Source organism: Enterococcus sp. (assembly GCF_032555305.1).
In the GTDB taxonomy this organism is placed as follows: domain Bacteria; phylum Bacillota; class Bacilli; order Lactobacillales; family Enterococcaceae; genus Enterococcus_A.
This window is the reverse complement of sequence record NZ_JAWGOQ010000012.1, coordinates 112,512-129,728: the sequence shown is the minus strand read 5'-3', so window position 1 is coordinate 129,728 and position 17,217 is coordinate 112,512. Positions and strand designations below refer to the sequence as shown.

The 17,217-nt window shown below is 42.7% G+C and carries 18 protein-coding genes; 6 read left to right on the top strand and 12 right to left on the bottom strand.

Going from position 1 to position 17,217, the window contains the following annotated elements; all coding sequences use genetic code 11:
- The 3 genes from E6139_RS10870 to E6139_RS10860 all read left to right on the top strand — a co-directional run.
- Positions 1 to 499: hypothetical protein (locus E6139_RS10870; RefSeq protein WP_316403094.1), on the top strand; the 499-nt coding region annotated here is incomplete at its 5' end.
- 122 nt (positions 500 to 621) lie between these two features.
- Entirely contained in the window at positions 622 to 1,065 is a 444-nt protein-coding gene (locus E6139_RS10865) for a phage holin family protein (protein WP_316403093.1), read from the top strand.
- An 11-nt stretch (positions 1,066 to 1,076) separates the two neighbouring features.
- A complete protein-coding gene (locus tag E6139_RS10860; protein WP_316403092.1) occupies positions 1,077 to 1,874 on the top strand; it encodes a peptidoglycan amidohydrolase family protein in 798 nt (265 codons plus the stop codon).
- 240 nt (positions 1,875 to 2,114) lie between these two features.
- On the opposite strand, the gene E6139_RS10855 is transcribed toward E6139_RS10860, so the two are convergent.
- The 12 genes from E6139_RS10855 to E6139_RS10800 all read right to left on the bottom strand — a co-directional run bounded on the left by E6139_RS10855 (position 2,115) and on the right by E6139_RS10800 (position 14,571).
- Entirely contained in the window at positions 2,115 to 3,245 is a 1,131-nt protein-coding gene (locus E6139_RS10855; protein WP_316403091.1) for a HAMP domain-containing sensor histidine kinase, read from the bottom strand.
- Positions 3,245 to 3,898 carry a response regulator transcription factor gene (locus E6139_RS10850; RefSeq protein WP_316403090.1) on the bottom strand — a complete coding sequence of 218 codons (654 nt, stop codon included), beginning with the start codon at positions 3,896 to 3,898 and terminating at the stop codon, positions 3,245 to 3,247. The genes E6139_RS10855 and E6139_RS10850 overlap by 1 nt, the downstream gene beginning before the upstream one ends.
- 15 nt (positions 3,899 to 3,913) lie before the next feature.
- Entirely contained in the window at positions 3,914 to 4,456 is a 543-nt protein-coding gene (locus E6139_RS10845) for a hypothetical protein (protein ID WP_316403089.1), read from the bottom strand.
- Positions 4,457 to 4,681: 225 nt separating this feature from the next.
- Complete coding sequence (locus E6139_RS10840; protein WP_316403088.1) at positions 4,682 to 4,933, bottom strand: LPXTG cell wall anchor domain-containing protein; 252 nt, start codon at positions 4,931 to 4,933, stop codon at positions 4,682 to 4,684.
- 120 nt (positions 4,934 to 5,053) lie between these two features.
- A complete protein-coding gene (gene scrK / locus E6139_RS10835; RefSeq protein WP_316403087.1) occupies positions 5,054 to 5,923 on the bottom strand; it encodes a fructokinase ScrK in 870 nt (289 codons plus the stop codon).
- A gap of 42 nt (positions 5,924 to 5,965) precedes the next feature.
- Positions 5,966 to 7,084: a glycoside hydrolase family 172 protein gene (locus E6139_RS10830; RefSeq protein ID WP_316403086.1), complete on the bottom strand. Its 1,119-nt coding sequence runs from the start codon at positions 7,082 to 7,084 to the stop codon at positions 5,966 to 5,968.
- A complete protein-coding gene (locus E6139_RS10825; protein WP_316403085.1) occupies positions 7,081 to 9,183 on the bottom strand; it encodes a glycoside hydrolase in 2,103 nt (700 codons plus the stop codon). Before E6139_RS10825 ends, E6139_RS10830 begins: the two co-directional genes overlap by 4 nt.
- Positions 9,184 to 9,230: 47 nt before the next feature.
- Positions 9,231 to 10,052: a PTS system mannose/fructose/sorbose family transporter subunit IID gene (locus E6139_RS10820; protein WP_316403084.1), complete on the bottom strand. Its 822-nt coding sequence runs from the start codon at positions 10,050 to 10,052 to the stop codon at positions 9,231 to 9,233.
- Entirely contained in the window at positions 10,049 to 10,861 is an 813-nt protein-coding gene (locus E6139_RS10815; RefSeq protein ID WP_316403083.1) for a PTS sugar transporter subunit IIC, read from the bottom strand. Before E6139_RS10815 ends, E6139_RS10820 begins: the two co-directional genes overlap by 4 nt.
- Positions 10,862 to 10,882: 21 nt before the next feature.
- Positions 10,883 to 11,377, bottom strand: coding sequence for a PTS sugar transporter subunit IIB (locus E6139_RS10810; protein ID WP_316403082.1), 495 nt, complete (start codon positions 11,375 to 11,377; stop codon positions 10,883 to 10,885).
- 12 nt (positions 11,378 to 11,389) lie between these two features.
- Positions 11,390 to 11,812, bottom strand: a complete 423-nt coding sequence (locus E6139_RS10805; protein WP_316403081.1) for a PTS sugar transporter subunit IIA — start codon at positions 11,810 to 11,812, stop codon at positions 11,390 to 11,392.
- Between the two features lie 143 nt (positions 11,813 to 11,955).
- Positions 11,956 to 14,571 (bottom strand): sigma 54-interacting transcriptional regulator, encoded by a 2,616-nt coding sequence (locus E6139_RS10800; RefSeq protein WP_316403080.1) that lies wholly within the window; start codon positions 14,569 to 14,571, stop codon positions 11,956 to 11,958.
- Between the two features lie 246 nt (positions 14,572 to 14,817).
- Here E6139_RS10800 and E6139_RS10795 point away from each other — a divergent pair, with 246 nt between their 5' ends.
- The 3 genes from E6139_RS10795 (at position 14,818) to E6139_RS10785 (ending at position 16,935) form a co-directional block, all read left to right on the top strand.
- Positions 14,818 to 15,510 (top strand): hypothetical protein, encoded by a 693-nt coding sequence (locus E6139_RS10795; protein WP_316403079.1) that lies wholly within the window; start codon positions 14,818 to 14,820, stop codon positions 15,508 to 15,510.
- Positions 15,511 to 15,671: 161 nt separating this feature from the next.
- Positions 15,672 to 16,310, top strand: coding sequence for a helix-turn-helix domain-containing protein (locus tag E6139_RS10790; protein ID WP_316403078.1), 639 nt, complete (start codon positions 15,672 to 15,674; stop codon positions 16,308 to 16,310).
- Entirely contained in the window at positions 16,303 to 16,935 is a 633-nt protein-coding gene (locus E6139_RS10785) for a DUF998 domain-containing protein (protein WP_316403077.1), read from the top strand. The genes E6139_RS10790 and E6139_RS10785 overlap by 8 nt, the downstream gene beginning before the upstream one ends.
- Positions 16,936 to 17,217: the final 282 nt, after the last annotated feature.

The window sequence follows — 17,217 nt, the reverse complement described above, 5'->3', positions numbered from 1 at the left end:
ACTAACAAAACTAGATATTTGTACACAAAACGGCGTAAAACTATTTGATACGGTGATCACGGCTAAGGTCTTGACTCACATTGATACAGTGATGTTCGATTCGGATACGGAGACGAAAGGTCTTACCTATTACGGCAAGCCAGCCAAAGAAGCCAGCTGTGAAGAAGTTGGTTGCTTTAACGTGGCGGATAAACAGGAAGAAGCTGCGACTTTACCAACGCCAAAACAGACTGTATTACCAACAACACCGTATGGCAGCTATTTCAAGCGCTTAACTAGTGTTGAGCTAGCCGAAAAAGTAGAAATAACAGTGGAGAAAGATGCTCTACCACAATCAACAAGGAACCTTAGTGAAATTAATGAACAACATCATGATTCTGCACCACTGACTGAACCTAATTCCAGCCAAGATGCAAATGAACGAAACGGACTACTTCAATGGCTCCACAGGATCAGGAAGAAGAACAAAGATGGGCCCGCTGAAATCCCGCGAGAATAGCCTTTTCGCAATTAAACTCGATCTTTGAAATTTTCATACTGCGTAGGGGAATAACGTTTTACTGACACCTGCGACGAAAATCGCAGGTGTTTCAAACTATTTTTAGAAAGCGAGGAATCTGCATGAACTTAGTCTCAATCGTAACTGGAGGAAGTATCCTCGATTATTTATTCGGCGGAAGTGTGCCAATCATGGGTGTTTTTCTGACAATGGTTGGACTAGATCTCACCACTGGATACGTCAAAGCCTTAAAAAGTCACACTTGGGTCTCTTCCATCAATCTTTATGGACTGTTTACCAAATTTATCACCTTCTCCACCATCATCTGCGCCGCGGCATTGGATAAAATTGCGCCAACCGTTGGGATCACGTTACCTATTAATGTTGCGCTGATTTGGACGGCTTTACTGATTGTTTACGAGATTGGCTCGATTCTGGAAAATGCCCATGAATTCGGGCTGAAGATCACCTGGTTGCAGAAATGGCTGCGAGTCTTTGAACGAGATGTTGGGAAAACGGCTGCCAATTATCCCGATAAAGACGATCAAGAAAACAATATTCAGTAGGAGGAAATCAGATGCTAATTACTGAAAATGCCCTGCAATACGGGCTGAACTTACGAGGAAAAGTCTGTTACTCCATGTCTAACAGGCTTGGTGTTCGTTCGATGGATTGTTCCAGTTTTGTCTTTCGTGCGTTAATTACGGCAGGCTTTTTGCCTAAGGATTCCTTCATCGGAAATACGGAAACACTCTTCAAATTAAACGGAAAACTATTAGAAGAAATCAGTCGTTCAGAGGTTCGCCGTGGAAACCTATGGATCGCAGGACATGAAGGCGCATCGCTGGGCTCAGCAGGACACACTGGATTATTTTTGAGTGATATCCACGGCGATGCCTTGCACTGTACTTATTCCAAAGGTTGCCAAAACATCGCCGTCACCAAAGCAATCGGCTGGATGGGGGATTATTCCGGTTTACCTGTACGCTATTTTCGGGTGAAAAACACGAGTGTCACAGGACCGAGCGAAAGTGCTGCTCAACAACGCATCTTAGCAATCGATGGTTCATGGGGGTCAGCGACTACCAGACGACTACAAGAAGTATTAAACTGCACAATCAAAGACGGCATCATCAGCGGTCAGATCGAAAATCCGGCGAATCAAGCGATCCCTTCTGTTCAGTTTGGAAATGGCGGCTCGAATGTGATCCGCAGACTCCAAGCTTTATTAAGTGTGCCCTCAGATGGCAACTTCGAACCAGCTACTTGTTTGGCATTACAAAAAAGAATGGGCACGATTCAGGATGGGATCATTAGTCCAGTATCGGATTGTGTGAAAGCGATGCAGCGAAGATTGAATGAAGGATTCGTTTAACCAGAAAGTTTCGAGAAACACTAATGGAAATGTGCAACTCAATGATGCTTATTGCAAAGTATTCGCTACGCCACCTTAGATATCAGAGTACAGCTTATGATCACAGATGTTATTTAGAAACGCTGCGGATTCAAGATCAATACTATTCAAATTATCACTAAAACACCGACTATCTTCTCTCAATCTTTTAAGAGAAGATAGTCGGTGTCTACTACGTTAATCGGCTTAAGAATGTTTGCCTTATCCCTGCACATCTTGTTCTCTAAACCTAAGCGTGGCGATTGTCCCCCGTTCATCCGAGGTATAGCTCAGCTTGCCGTGGTGGTAGGCCATGATTTCATGACAGATCATTACTCCCTTGCCCAGGCCGGATATCTCCTTTTCTTTTAAAGAGAGACCTTGATTTAATTTGTTGAGAAGTTCTGGACGAAGCTTGTTTCCACGATTGCCGACTTGGATCGTCGCTCCTTCGGCTGTGATCCAGACATCTTGGCTTTCGCGGTAGGCATTGGACAATAAATTACTGAAGAGGGCCTTGATCAGCACTTCGTTTCCTCTAAGCTTTGGCAGTGTTCCGTGAATCGTCAGGTTGGGATAGATTGTTTTAAAATCGGAAAGACATTCTGCCAATGAAAACTGCTCAACGTGAATCGGCTGATCCTTCAGATTCCCGATGATCAGCAGCTTTTCGATCAGCTCCTTCAAGTAAATGGCTTGTCCATTGATTTGTTCGGCGACAAAGAAATTTTCTTCTTCGTCGGTTTTTACCCGAATCAAATAATCGGAGTAGCCCTGAATCGTTGTTAGCGGTGTCCGTAATTCATGGGCGATATTCTCAATCGGCTGATAGATTTTTTTCATCATCTGATACAAAAGCAGCGCCACAATAATATTACATAGGCTGAATAGGGCGATTCCTTGAAGAATTCGCTGATAATGGTGTTCATAGACTGGATGGATATTTTTTGCGTAGAGAACGGAGATCGTATTTCCTTGATAATTCTTGAAGGAATCCAGCAGGGTCAAATATTCATTGCCGTTGCTTTTATGGATTGGCTGACTCAGACCCTGCTTACCTCGGATTTTTTTATCTATCGTATCCACCAGAACCTGCCCATCTTCCTTAACCTCTAAAAAAATATCGTTCTCCGCGTACTGCCGACAATGCTCAATAATATCACGAGGCTCCGCATTCAATCGATACCATTTTTCCAATGTGTTGATAAGGGTGTCTCGTTCGATTCTTGACAGGTCCGCCATGTGGTGAAGCTCATTTTTGAAATTTCCACTGATAAAAATCATTAGACTAATAGCAAAAATGAGCGCGAACAGACCATGAGCCACAAAAAAGTATTTTCGCCATAGCTGCATCAGTCCATCTCCAATCGATAGCCGTATTTAAACACTGTCTTGATTGATTTCTTTAAGCCTAATTTACTGCGCAAGCGTTGGATATGGACATCGACTGTACGAATGTCTCCTAAATAATCCATCCCCCAAGCGATATCAAGAAGCTGTTCGCGGGACAAGGCGATGTTCTTGTTCACGAGTAACGCCTCCAGAAGTAAAAATTCCTGCGTTGTTAGCGTAAGTTCCGTTTCGCCTTGATAAACTCTTTTTTCATCTAAATGGATACGGACGTGCTCCTCCAGTTCGATCCAGCTGTCCCGTGGATAATATCGCCGTAGTACAACCTCGATGCGCGCCAACAGCTCTGCCATCGCGAAGGGCTTGATAATGTAGTCCTCCGCCCCTAGCTGGAGACCTTTGACGCGATCCGTGATCTCATCTCTGGCTGTCAGGTAAATCGTCGGCAGCTTTGGCAGTCGTTGGATCAAGGAGAAACCGTCACTATCAGGCAAGCCCACATCCAGCAACAAGAGCTGCAGCTGCTCTTTTTTGATTCCTTTGACAGCTGCCTCGCCAGTGAAAAACTGATAGCAGCGATGCCCTGATTTTTCCAGTGTCCGCTTGACCAATTCACTGATACTGCGGTCATCCTCAATAATCCCAATACTTGCCATAAGACTGCTCCTTCCTTAATTTTTAGGGTGATCGGAAGTTTGGTAGGCCCGTTCGTGAATCAATAGTAAGGTCTCTTCACTCAAATCCTTGATTTTAGCCGTGGAGGCATCGATGCCAGCTGCTTCACAGACCTCCTCGATGACCTCCTTTGCTCCATGAAAGGCATAGATATCGCCGATCTCTTCCTCTAGGCTGATTTTCGTGTCATCCTTTTTTGCACTGGTCAACACGGCATGCTCGCCATTTGTGATCAGAGAATAGGCGACCATCTCATAATCAATCATTTCTTCCGTCAATTCCGCATTCGTCACCGTTTCATAGTCCAAGTCAAACTTCTCACAGACCTTTTTGATCACTTCTGCGGAAAGATACGGATGATCTTTGTATAGCTCATCTTCCTTGCGAAGCGTGACTTCGATGGGTTCACTTTCCTGCTGCTCTAAACTGGCTTCTGTTCTTCCCTGTGAGAAAAAAATCCCGACAATCATGACGCAAATCAAACCCAATGTGACTAGCAGCGTAATTCCCCACAGCTTCTTTTCCTTAAAAAAATTCATTTTCCTCATCCTCTCCTTTTCGTTTAACGATTAGTCCTAATCTATTATTTAGTATAAAGAGGAGTTGTTGCAGAGTTGTTACCGAGGAGCTTTTTTCGGTAATAATGAATCAAACGGTTGCTTCACTAGTATTATACCAATTCAAAGAGAGCTAGCGGAAATCAAAAAATAAGATCAAAACGAGGAAAATCGTCTTGATCTTATGAGGGTAGATGTGGTTTTTGATTATTTTTCTTTGCGTTTCTTCCAGCTGGTCAATGCGGCACCGACAGCGGCGAATCCTGCAATCATGAGTCCTGAACCTGCCAGCATCCCGGTTCTTGGGTAGGACTTGGCACTCGCTGTGGCTGTTGGATAGACCTTCCGAGTGCTGGTCGGCGGATTATTGACGCTGGTTGGAACGGTCCGCTCCGTACGCTTGATTGTTTTCAAATTGACGATCGCTGTTTGGATCTCCTGAGATAAATAACTGGACACAGTCAAGCATACACCTTCAGCGCATTGACTACCTCCGTTTCCATGCACAAAGAAGCGCAATCAATCCATTATGGAGATTGCGCTTCGTTAAAATAATAGAATCCTCAAGTATAGTCGTATTTACAGATTCCTTTGATCTCTAGCTAGAGCCAAACAGCCGATTATTCCGGCATTATCAGCTAGCTTGGGTGTAACAATGTACTCACTGACAGACGGTGTATCCACATAACGATTGATAAGTCTGACAAACTCTGCTTGCACCTTCTTTTTTAAGTGTTCCTGCTTCATCACGCCACCACCAAAAATAATGATATCTGGTGAAAGAATCAATGTTGTGTTATAGGCGCATTGTGCAATATAGGAGGCCTCAATAGCCCAAAAAGGATCCTCCTCCAGCAACTCCTGCCCTTTGACTCCCATTCGTTTTTCAATAGCCGGTCCTGCTGCCATTCCTTCCAGACAATCATGATGAAATGGGCAATTTCCAGCGAACAGATCCTCCGGGTGTCGCTTGATCAGCATGTGTCCCATTTCTGGATGACTGAAGCCTTCGATGAACCGGCCATTTTGAATCGCTCCACCTCCGATTCCTGTTCCTATAGTATAGTAAACCACGCTGGATAGACCCTTGCCATGCCCTAAAACATATTCTCCATAACAAGCCGCATTTACATCTGTCGTCCAGGAAATCGATACATTAAAGCTTCGTTTCAATGTACCCACAAAATCAAAATTCTGCCAAGCCAATTTTGGCGTAGACGTGATAAATCCGTAAGTCGCAGACGCTCGCTGAAGATCAATTGGACCAAAAGACCCAACACCAATACTGACTAATTCATCACGGTATTCTTCAAAGAAGTCAATCACTCGTTGCATCGTTTCCTCAGGAGTTGTCGTTGGAAAACTCACCCGTTCAATCATCGACAACTCCTCATCACCAATCGCACAAACAAATTTTGTCCCGCCTGCTTCAATTGCACCATAGAGCATAGCTCTTCCTCCAATCCATGTCCTCTATTCATTTTTCTTTTATTATCGAGGCAAACGATCGCGCTTGCTGAATTTCCGCTTTTCATCCCCTGTAGCATCCGTAGAGTACCAATAAGCAACACTAGCTACATCATCTTGACGTTCAAAAAGCTCAACATCATCGTTCCCGATTTGTTGCAGACTAACGGTCAAATCCTGAGTAAAGCAGATTGGATCTTGTAGATGCCAACGATAAAGACCATGTCGCGGCAAAGCATCATCGCCAAAAGCATGCACAGCATTCAACTTTCCAGTCTCAAAACGATCTCTTGTGGCATCTCGATTCGATTGAAATGGGTACCCTAAAAATGGTGTGCAATAGTTTTTTGCATGTGGTCGGCCAAATTCATCGTATTCATGAAAGGCCCATGCCCCTCCAAAGTAGTCTTCAGAGCCCGTAGAAGTGACTGTGGGATAGTCTGTGTCACCATCGATGTAGAACTTAAACTCTCCTTCGCCCCACCAGTACCGTTCCAGACAGGTTAGTGCCAGATATGTTCCGACATAATAGCCCTGCCCTTTTAATCCATCGATCAATTGATAATCCTCTTGGAGCTTGGTGATTCTTTCTCGACGCCAATGGGCATGGAAGTACATACTATTTTCTGCAAGTTCATCCACTAAAGCGTAATTAATCGTATAGAAAAAGGAGGTCATATCTTTCGGATGCAAATTCTCGATTGTAATTTTTGCCGAATTTTGAAAAGGCATCTCAAAATACGAGTTAAACCCTCCTGTTGGATTCACGACAATCGGCAAAGAGTTAACATCACAACGTTCACCAAATCCATTACAGAAAAAATCACCTAACGGACTTTCGACTGCTGGCCGTTCTGAATTGTCCCAGTAAATTCTGAGAATCAGGTCACGCAAGACAAAGCTGCCAAATTCCGTGCGGTCTCGGATCGTCATCCACATATGGCGAATCATTCCCGGACCGGTTATTTCAGCGATCACGGTTTCTTCCCCTGAAGGTAGCGGAATAGCGCCTCTTCCTTTTCTGCTAGGTCCTAACGAGCTAGGAAGCATGGCTGCTTTCCCTTTTTCACCAGTTGGATTTTCCGGTGTGATCGCACGACTTTGGATTTTTTTAAACTGTGTAATATCCTTTAATAGACTCATTTTATTTCCCTCTCAATTCTGATTTTTTCCTCTTTTCCAAGAACGACAATTTCGTCATTTTTCCTAATTGTTAACAATTCTTCGGATAAATTCGTAATATTTAGATACCTCTTCGTACATTCAATCGATAGGAAGACCTTGCCGAAATGCAGCTTCGACCATGTAAACTCAAGATTCGGGATTGGATTAATCTGCAATACACCTTTGATGAAGGTTAAGCCGAAATATTGACTGAGCAGCATACTGACAAAAATTCCCGCTGCCCAGCCGCATTTTCCACAGCCAAAATCTCTCACAACATCGCCCCTTGATGCACCCAATCGATAGGGCCACCACCACCATGAGCCATCCAAATCAGCCAAGCTGAACAGTTCTTGCAGCCGGTTCGAGAAGCCTTTTTCATTGTCCAGTTCGCTCATTAATACGGTGATAAATCCGGGAAATGTCGCCCCAGATTCTAAGCCCCAGGTAATGCCTTTGATTTCTTCACTATAGGTCGGGTTCGCGCTATTTGCGGCAAAAGCCAACGTATGTTGATACAATGGATCATCACTGGCTAAAAATTGATAAAAGGGAATCAAGGTTGTATCCGATTCCTCTCCATCATGCATCAGCAAATCAATTTTTCCATCCTTGATCACATCGCTCAAAAAGATGAGCCCCTGCTCTAAAATCGGTTTTTGATAATGGCTGACGGCGTATTTTGCTTGCTCCTCATCTCCGATTCCCTCTAAAAACTGGGTACCAAAAGGGCCTTCTGTCGTCATTTGATTACAAATCGCAGCCTTGATCGCTTTGGCGGCATCTTTATATCTCTTACTTTCTACCGAAAAGCCTTTCACATCCAATATCTCCGCCAGCCCATCACAGGCTTTCCAAAGACAAAGATTGCTGCCTGTATGGTATTTGCCTAGTGCAAAGGCATCAGAAATCCAAGTAGATTCAAAAAGCATCGGCTCGTTTGGCTGCTGTTGAGCCAACACCTCATCCACGATTGTCATCGCATTGTCTAAAACCTCCGGATAGCCATCAAAGAAGTCTAAATCCGAAGTATGCTCATAGTAAAGAACTGCTAAGATGGTACTCGCTAAAGAATTACTCAAGGAATGATTGATTCCTCCGGGAAATTTTGAACCAGGAAATTTTATTCCGTATTGGTCAAACCACAGGATCGTTTTCTGGCATAATTCCTTATCGAAGAAAAGAAAAGGCAGTGAGGAATAGTACATATCTTTGTTCCAAATACGATTTGTTGCCGGATAGCTTCCCCAGTTACTTCCAACAATCTGATTGTCATGATTCATCCCAAAGCTTGAAAAGCTTTGATAGATCGCTCGGTTATACAGGTGTTTGATGTTTTCATCTGGCAGCACTAATTCACCAAAAATTTCATCAAAATAGTTTAACGTATCCAGCAACCACACTTCAGTATCTGATTTTTGAAAGAGTGGCAGCTCTTTAAATGCATTAGGATCGACAAAGGCGACTGAAAATGTTGCTATCTCACCAAAATTGACGATCTGCTCACTCCCTTTCTGATGGATCAGAACGTTCTGTTGGTCAGAGTACTTATTTTGATATAAAGGAACAAGATTCACTTCTGCTACTTGAAGCGGCCTTTGTGTCTCACTCACGATAGCTACCTGTTGAACCAGCATGCTTAATCGTTTACCCTCAATTATTGGGGCGAAAGGAACAACAATTACTTTAAATGTTGGATAGTGGTGGATAAATCGAGGCAGGCTGTCGTGGATGATGTCGACCTCTACTCGATGATCCGTCTGTGCTAGATCATAATCAATCCCCGCCACCTTGACAGTCAGAGCAAGATTGTTACTTTGAGTCAACTGCTTGTTTACCCACACACCCGGTTTTTCTTCGGTCAGAAGGTTATTATGATAGAAAGTTAAACACTGTACAGTGCCCTGAACATCCATATTTGCTAATACTTTTTGATTGCTGACGTCAAAGGTTAAGCCCTTTGTATCCTTCATATTTTTGTAATAGCTGTACGGATTTGTTGTGCTTGAAACCTTTCCAAAGGTTTCAATGTTGAAGACGGGATGCTTTTTAGAATGAATGATTGATTTGATAGTCATTTTTCCTCCTTGCTAAAAAAGCTGCAGCTACTAGCTGCAGCCTTTCATTAGGCGATTCCCAACAATGACAGTACGATACCCAAGACGACCATGCCAAAGATGATCTTGATAACGCCGACCTTCTTGTCTAATAGCTTGAAGCAACCAAGCGTAACTAGTAACGGTACAATACCTTTGAAAATACTGTCTAAGATTTCTTGGACGTTCATCAGCTCTTCGCCCTTCATTGAGAAACTCAAAACAGTATTGAACTTAACCATACTAATCGTCATGGCACCCACCATGATCAGCCCCAAAATACTAGCCGCTTTTGTCAAGATTTCGATCAGCCCATTCGCATACAATTTCTCAATGTATTTTGACCCTAATGAGTAGCCTAAAACACCGCCATAATATCGCATCAAGAAATTCGGCACATTGAACATCACTAAGAAAATAATCGGAGCTAAAACATTGCCGGCGTTGGCTAAATTGATGGCCAATCCTGCGGTAACCACTCGCCATACACCCCAAAATAGTGAGTCACCGATCCCGGCTAGCGGGCCCATCAAACTTGTTTTGATCGCGTTGATACTTTCGACATCAAAACCAGCCTTTTCTGAATTTTCTTTCTCCATCGAAGCCGCTATTCCCATGATAAAAGAAGCACAAGGAATCGTGGTAGAAAAATACTGAGAGTGACGTTCTAGCGCAGCAGTCCGATCTTCTTCTGTCTGATAGAAGTGATTGATAAAAGGCATCATCGAATATGCGAAGCCGCCGCCCCCCATCGTCACAGGATTCACTGAAGCGTACATCGTCATTGAGCGCCAAAACATTTTTCGTACTAACTTTTTCTCATCTTTTGAAATGCCATCCGTTAATTTCATTGAAAGAAGTCCTCCTCTTCTTGATCGATCGTTGCATTCGTCGCCGTTTCTCCTTGTGGCGCTGCACTCACATGCATATTTTTCAATTGCAGGTCGCGTTGTGCAATCACGATCGCGATGATTGTTCCCAAAGCCGCTAGGGCAATTAGTGGTAGTTCGAAGTAAGCCATAACTACTGCGCCAAAGAAAAACCAAACAGCGATATTTTTACTCCACAGCATCCGCAAGAGCATAGCCATCCCGACAGCTGGTAATAGATTTCCTGCTACAGTCAACCCATTCATAATTACTTCTGGAATATTATCAAGGACACTCTTCACAACATCTGCACCAAATAGAACTGCAAAGAATGGAATAAGAGCATACAGTGCATAGTGGATAAACCACATCAAGAAGTGCAGATTAATGATTCCTTTTTGATCCCCAGCTTTTGCAAATTTAAAGAATCTTGCTGCCATTGGTCCACAAACAAAAGAGAAAATCATGTTCATCAGCTGCAAGCCTAAGACTGCTAAAGGAAAGACGATCGGAATAACCGCATCAACATTTCCACCCATTTTAATTGCAAAGGCCGTTGCCAACCCAGCAGCCAATGAAGGTTCTGCTGTACTGGAAATACCAATATTCACAACACCCATAAAAATTGCTTCTAACGACGCGCCGACAACTAACCCCGTTTGTAAATCCCCCATCAACGCCCCAGCCAGTGGCGCAACAACAATTGGACGACTTAACATGGCCATCCCGAACATTTCATGTCCAGCGACTCCGACAAAAACTGCCAAAGCAACTACAAATGCATCATACATATTTTTATCTCCCTTCCATTTTTAAAAATCACTCAAAATAGATTTAGCTGAACGTTTTTCCATTGCCGGTGTCGGTTGAAAGACCGTCTCTGGATACAACTCAACTAGCTCTTTTAAGTCTTGAATTTCTGACGTCGTTAACATCACCTCTTTCGACAAGGTCTTCTTATCTGCCGATGGCGGTGTCATTTTCCCAGCATTTCCCACATTCATTAGTTCGATTTCAGTGGGAAAGGCTTTTGCGACTTTTACAGCGTCCTTCACATTTGGCACCAGTACCATCAAGCGCATGTCACTTGCACGCGGGTCCTTAAGTAACTTGATAGCGTCATCTACTGTCTTGATAATGACTTTTACATTTGACGGTGCCGCCATTTTCAATGTCATCTTTTGAATATCATTGGTTGCCGCCTCATCACTGGCTACTACTAGACCGGTTAAATTTAGACTCTTCGTCCAGGTCATCGCTACTTGACCATGTATCAATCGCTCATCAACTCGTACTGCTTTTATCATTCTTTCTTCCTCCTAAAAAAAATCTTCCTCATCATTTACTAGTACTTCTTCTTTAAGTATGTTTACCCTCATCTCTTTTTGACATTTTTCCACCATCTGTCTGATGCTCTCCTGTGACAACTCCTCTGATGCCAATAAAATTTCCAATACAATGGGTAAATTGAACCCAGCGATCACTGTGGCAGATATTTTCTGCTCCAAAAAGATCCTCGTTACCTTTTGATTCACACTTCCGCCAAACAAATCGCTAAAGACAAAAACCTGATCTTTTTCGTTTATGTGATTAACGAATTGTTGCAGCTCCTGATCAAAATCATTTTCGTCTACGTATGCATTGATCACCGCGATCCCTTCTGTTGTTCCAGCTAACAGTTGGATACTGCTGAGGTAACCAGAAGCCAAATGACCATGAGTTGCAATTAGTATTTTCTTCATGTAGTTCGTTCCTTTCTTTGCTTTCACTTTAACTAAAGCAATTCCTGTGCCAACTCTTAAAAACGTTGATCTATCAAGGAATTATCCTAAATTAAAAAAGTGTCTAAATTGAAAAATCAATTCAGACACTTTTTTTAGACAGTTTATTTTCGAATAAACGAACCCAGCAGCTCGTATAGTAAAGAGAGCTCATACGCATTTACTTTAAAATTGTATTTCATTTCCATTGGTTGAAAAATGCTTCTGGATACAGAATAGAACTCATCTTCTTCTGGATTCAGCTCATAGCTTGGCTCTTCAGCTTTTTCCGTTCGTGCTAAAAATAGACGTTCCATCATTAAAGCGGTATGCATATATAGGTTCAACTTCACACGGCCGTTCAAAGTAAAGTGATAGTAATTTTCATATTTGGAGATGACCGTTTCTACTTCACTCATGACAATGGTAGGATTCAAAAAATTCAATCGATCCGCGATTCCTTCCAACGAGAAGAATTTGACCAGCTCTTGGATTAAACGATTAAACTCCGCAGGTTTCATCTCAGGGGTCAAAATACTCTCTAAACTAGCTGCTCCGTCACCGTCTAAGATATCGTAGACATTAATATTTGGAATCGTAAAAGAACGCGGCAGATCAGAAGTGGTGATCACTAATTTCGTTTTATCGAAATACGACTCATCATTTTGATCGATTAATTCGCGTAGTTCTCTGTAGTCTTTTGTAAACACTTCGATCGATTCATTCGATAGATGCTGGCGAAAAACATCTTTCAATTTGTCAGATATTCCCAAGCCTGACATGCAGGAGATGATGATATTACTGCTTTGAGAAAATCCTTCAAAGTATTGAACATTAATTGAGTATTTGTCTGCCGCATCTTCGGCAATTTGCTTGAAGGGCGCGTTCATCGTCATTTTTAGACCAATGTCTAATGCGATGGACGTTGTCAGATTGTTTAACAGCAGGAGTTCACCTTTTAGATCATTTTTGATTTGGGTATAAATTTGGTTCAAGGAACCCATATCTACGATCAGCACTAGACTGTCAGTGTTCACCTGCTTCTTTACAAAATTCCTAGTCAACTCGACGATTTCTGAAACATTGCTCTCGACAGGCATGTCCAATGCCTCAAAGACATAATTATTGCATAACTGGTTCACTACCGTCTGAATACTGCTGGCTGTGCTGTCGCCATGAGCTAATAGCAGACCTTTTAATTCGATCGATTCATCCACATAATCAGACAGAATAACGATTATCAGCAGTCTCAGAAAATTGATCTCGCTTTCAGAAAGAGCTGGTAAACGATCTAAAAAGCGATCGCATAAATACTCTGTGCGTGGCAGATTCACTGCCAGACCACGATTTACTTTGACTAAATCTACTTCATAGGCTGGGAGAAAGACATATGCGCGACTGGTGATCTCGGCAGCCGGACCACTGGTTGTTAAGCCATATTTCTTCTCCAAAATTGCTGACCAGTAGCGTCGATACATTTGCGTCATTATTTTTTGACTCGTTGATAAGTAGGAGTTCTTATCAATAAGACGCAACAAACGCTGAACTTCGTTTTTAATTTCTGCAAAATTCTCATTAAAATCCCCTGCTTCAGACAGCTCGACGATTCTTTTGAGAATAGCGTCATAATCAAACACGTTTTGCGAAGGCATTTCGATCTTTTGATTCTTGGAAATGAATAAATCTTCTACAGGCAACGTCTCTAAATCCGAAGTAGTGACATCAAATTGACTTAATAGTTCATTTTTTCGAATGACTAGTGGTTCCTTGTCAGATTTGCTATAGATATCCGCACAACTAATCTTGATACAGTTTTTCAAACGACCAATATTCCCGCTAATCGGACAAGAGATCAATAATGAAAGTGCCTCTTTTGAAACAAGAATGTCCTTTTGCAAAATATCCGCTTCATTTTGAAAGAATAGACGGACTAATTCTAACCGTTCACGCATCGGACGCTCTTCAAAGGTTGGCAAGGTGACACTAATTTGGATTCGTCGATCAAATGTGTCTAACAGGTAATCTTCGCTTTTTTCAGTTGTTGCGAAAATAAAGCGGACATTTGAAGAAGACCAGTGGACATTTTCTCCGATTCGACGATATTTCCCAGTATCGATAAAAAGGAAGAGTTTTTCCTGATTCTCTTTTGAAAGTCGATGAACCTCATCTAAGAAAAGATAGCCGTTATTGGCGGTTGCCAACAGCCCGTCCGTATCACTTTCAGCTCCGGTAAAGGCGCCTTTTTTATAGCCAAACAAGGTTGAGGAAAGTAACTCGGGATTATCTGCATAATCGGCACAGTTTAAAATCGAAAATGGAGCATCTGCGGTAATGACTTCTTCTTGTTTCGCATACTCGAAGATTTTTGAAGCCAAGAAGCTCTTCCCTACACCAGTAGCACCATTAATCAAAATACTCAATCCATTTGGCGGATACTTAACCGCCGATATACATTTTTGAATCACCTCTCTTAAACTGCCGTCATAACCAACGACTGAGTTGAATGCCTCGTTGATCTTATCCTCAACCCCGATAGCAAAATCACCTAAGGGCTTCCATAGAACAGGTTTTCCAGGTATTTTTTCGACTTTCCTGTCCTCGATTAATCTAGTCAAATAATGACTGACATTCTGACGAGACAGGTTCAAATCCTTTGAAATCAGCTCCGCGGTCACGGAAGATCGATCTGCTGTTAACCTCACAAGTGCGTCAAAAACACGATCTTTTGCACTCTTTTTCATCTTTCACCTCCGATAAATGTGTCTAATCTTATCATAAGCTATCATAAACGATGTGTCTATTCCACTTTGTTCCTTTAGACGATTCTATGATTGGGTTGAGCATAATAATGAATCAGGTCTTGAAGAAGCTTCTTTTAAATCACAAAATTCGCATTTTGATGGCATCGATCTTTTATCATTTCTTCCTTTTATTTCAATGAATATTCGATATATTAGAAATATTAAAAAATCACAGAGGTAAATTGAATGAAGAACAAGCATGATGAACTGCAAAAGAAAAATGCACGATTAAAGCGATGGCTCATTGTATTGAGCTGTGTCGTTATCGGCCTGATCATCTTCATCGCTGTTACTCAGATCATGGAGTCAAAGTCTTCGCAATCTCCAGCTACAAGCACGGAGCCGTCGATACGAGTCGTGAGCACCTCGTCATCAGAAGCGGCAGTAATGGAAACTTCTTCTTTAGACAGTACGCAAGCGAATGTTACATCATCCTCGAGTTCTGAATCAGCAGAACCTGCGACTGCTTCTCCGGTCATTTTTCCAAAAGGAGCCATTCTCCGTGGTGAAAATGAACAGCTGAAATTTGCTATGACGACCTATACGCAAAATGATGATCTCGTCATTTCCTATGGCCCTAATAGCTACATTTCGCCTGATGCGCACATGAGCGAGATGGCAGCATTCGTTCCAATCACTAGCCCAGAGACGACGATCCAAGTCGACGAAGAGGGCACGCTCAAGACGGTCAAGGTGACCACAGAGCTGAAGCTTTCAGTAGGCAACGGCAGCAAACCCAGCCAAGAGTTTTTCACCCCTTTTAACGGGAATGATACAAAAATCTATGCCTATTTAAATGACCATGGCAATATCACCCTAGCCTTCACACCTGCTGGACACAATGGGGCATATACAACGATCTCCCTACAAGAAAAATAAAAATCGAAGAGTTGTCAGTCGCTTGAAGCGATCTGATCAACTCTTCTTTTTGTTCATTTACTTATTGACGCTCAGGAGAGTAAATGTTTCGGTTTGACAGGCTAATAATCATTAGCTAAAATGAAGCTAATAACTATTAGCCTAAAAAAGGAGCACACATTATGAGCAAACGACCAACTAAAGAAAGAATCGTTGAAGAAGCTTCCCGTCTCTTCGCCCGAAAAGGTTACGGGGCTGTCAATGTCGAGGAGATCGCCCAGGCAGTGGGAATCAAAGCACCCTCTTTGTACAAACACTACAAGAACAAGCAGGAAATTTTTGAGGCGGTGGTACAGGAAATGAACAGCCGCTATGAAACGAGTGTGGCCTCGCTGCAAATGAATGGGCATGACGGTGGTGCTGATGCAGGCTTATTTGAAAATATGTCAGAAGAACATCTTGTCAGTTTGGGTAAGAATTTATTTGCTTTCTTTTTACACGATGATTATGCAGCGAATTTCCGTAGGCTGCTGACAATCGAGCAATTTCAGGATAGTGGACTGGCAGCGATGTTTACGAAGCAGTACGCGGATAATCCGCTGGCGTATCAGGGAATGCTGTTTTCGATGCTGACGCAAGCTGGCGTGATGCGGTCATGCGATCCCCAGATTATGGCGCTGCAATTCTATTCCCCAATTCATCTGCTGCTGTCAATCTGCGACCGTCATCCTGAAAGGGAAACCGAAGCAGTAAAGACGCTGGAGCAGCATATTCGTCAATTCAACGCACTTTACCGGATTGGAGAGAATTCTGATGAATAGAAAAAGAGACCTAATTCAGTGGTGCGGCTTGTTCGGCGTAATCAGCTTTTTATCATATGTTACAGCAGTAGTCTTCAGTCCGCTAGCCTATCCTGGCTATAACTGGATGGCGCAGGCGGTTAGTGATTTGAGTGCGGACAATGCACCTTCCAGAATCTTGTGGAATCAGCTATCCTCCCTATCTGGTGTTGGTAGTGTCGTGTGCGTCATGCTGGTATGCGTCTACATCCAAGGAAAGCTGACCAAAGCTTTGCGCATCGGAATCTATTTGTTTGCGGCGATGATGTGGCTTTCGGCGGTCGGGTATACGATGTTTCCTTTGACCGATAGTGGATTTGCGGGGACTTTTCAAGATATCATGCATGTGGTCGTGACGATTTTTGTCGTGGGGCTTTCCATCGCCTCGCTGCTGGTCATTCTAATTGGCGGATTCCGTCAGCAGCAGTACCGCTCCTTAGCACTGTGGGCAGCTTTGGCTCTCCTGCTGATGATCGCCGGTGCGATCGGCGTCAACATAGTTCCTATTCAATATTTCGGCATCCCTGAACGCTTCAGTGTGATTGCAGCGATGGGGTTTAATGCCGTCTTAGGCGTTTATCTGTTTCGAGGTTTTAGAGGAAAATAGGTTCTTTGATATTCTTTTAAAATAACTAATGTTCATATTTCAGCACTGACGAATCAACTTGCCTGAAGGAGACAACTAAATAACAGAAGATCGGTCGATAAAAAACTTCTGCCATGTGCAGCTGCTCGCTAATTTTCTTTTTCATAAAACGCCGATTTGATCGAATAAAACACGATTGATTTTGCTCATTTATCATGGATATAATGCAGTTTAATGAATCTGTATTTTCTTCTCCTTTTGCTTTAAAATAAAAGATAATCGGATTTGTGATTTTTTTCCTAA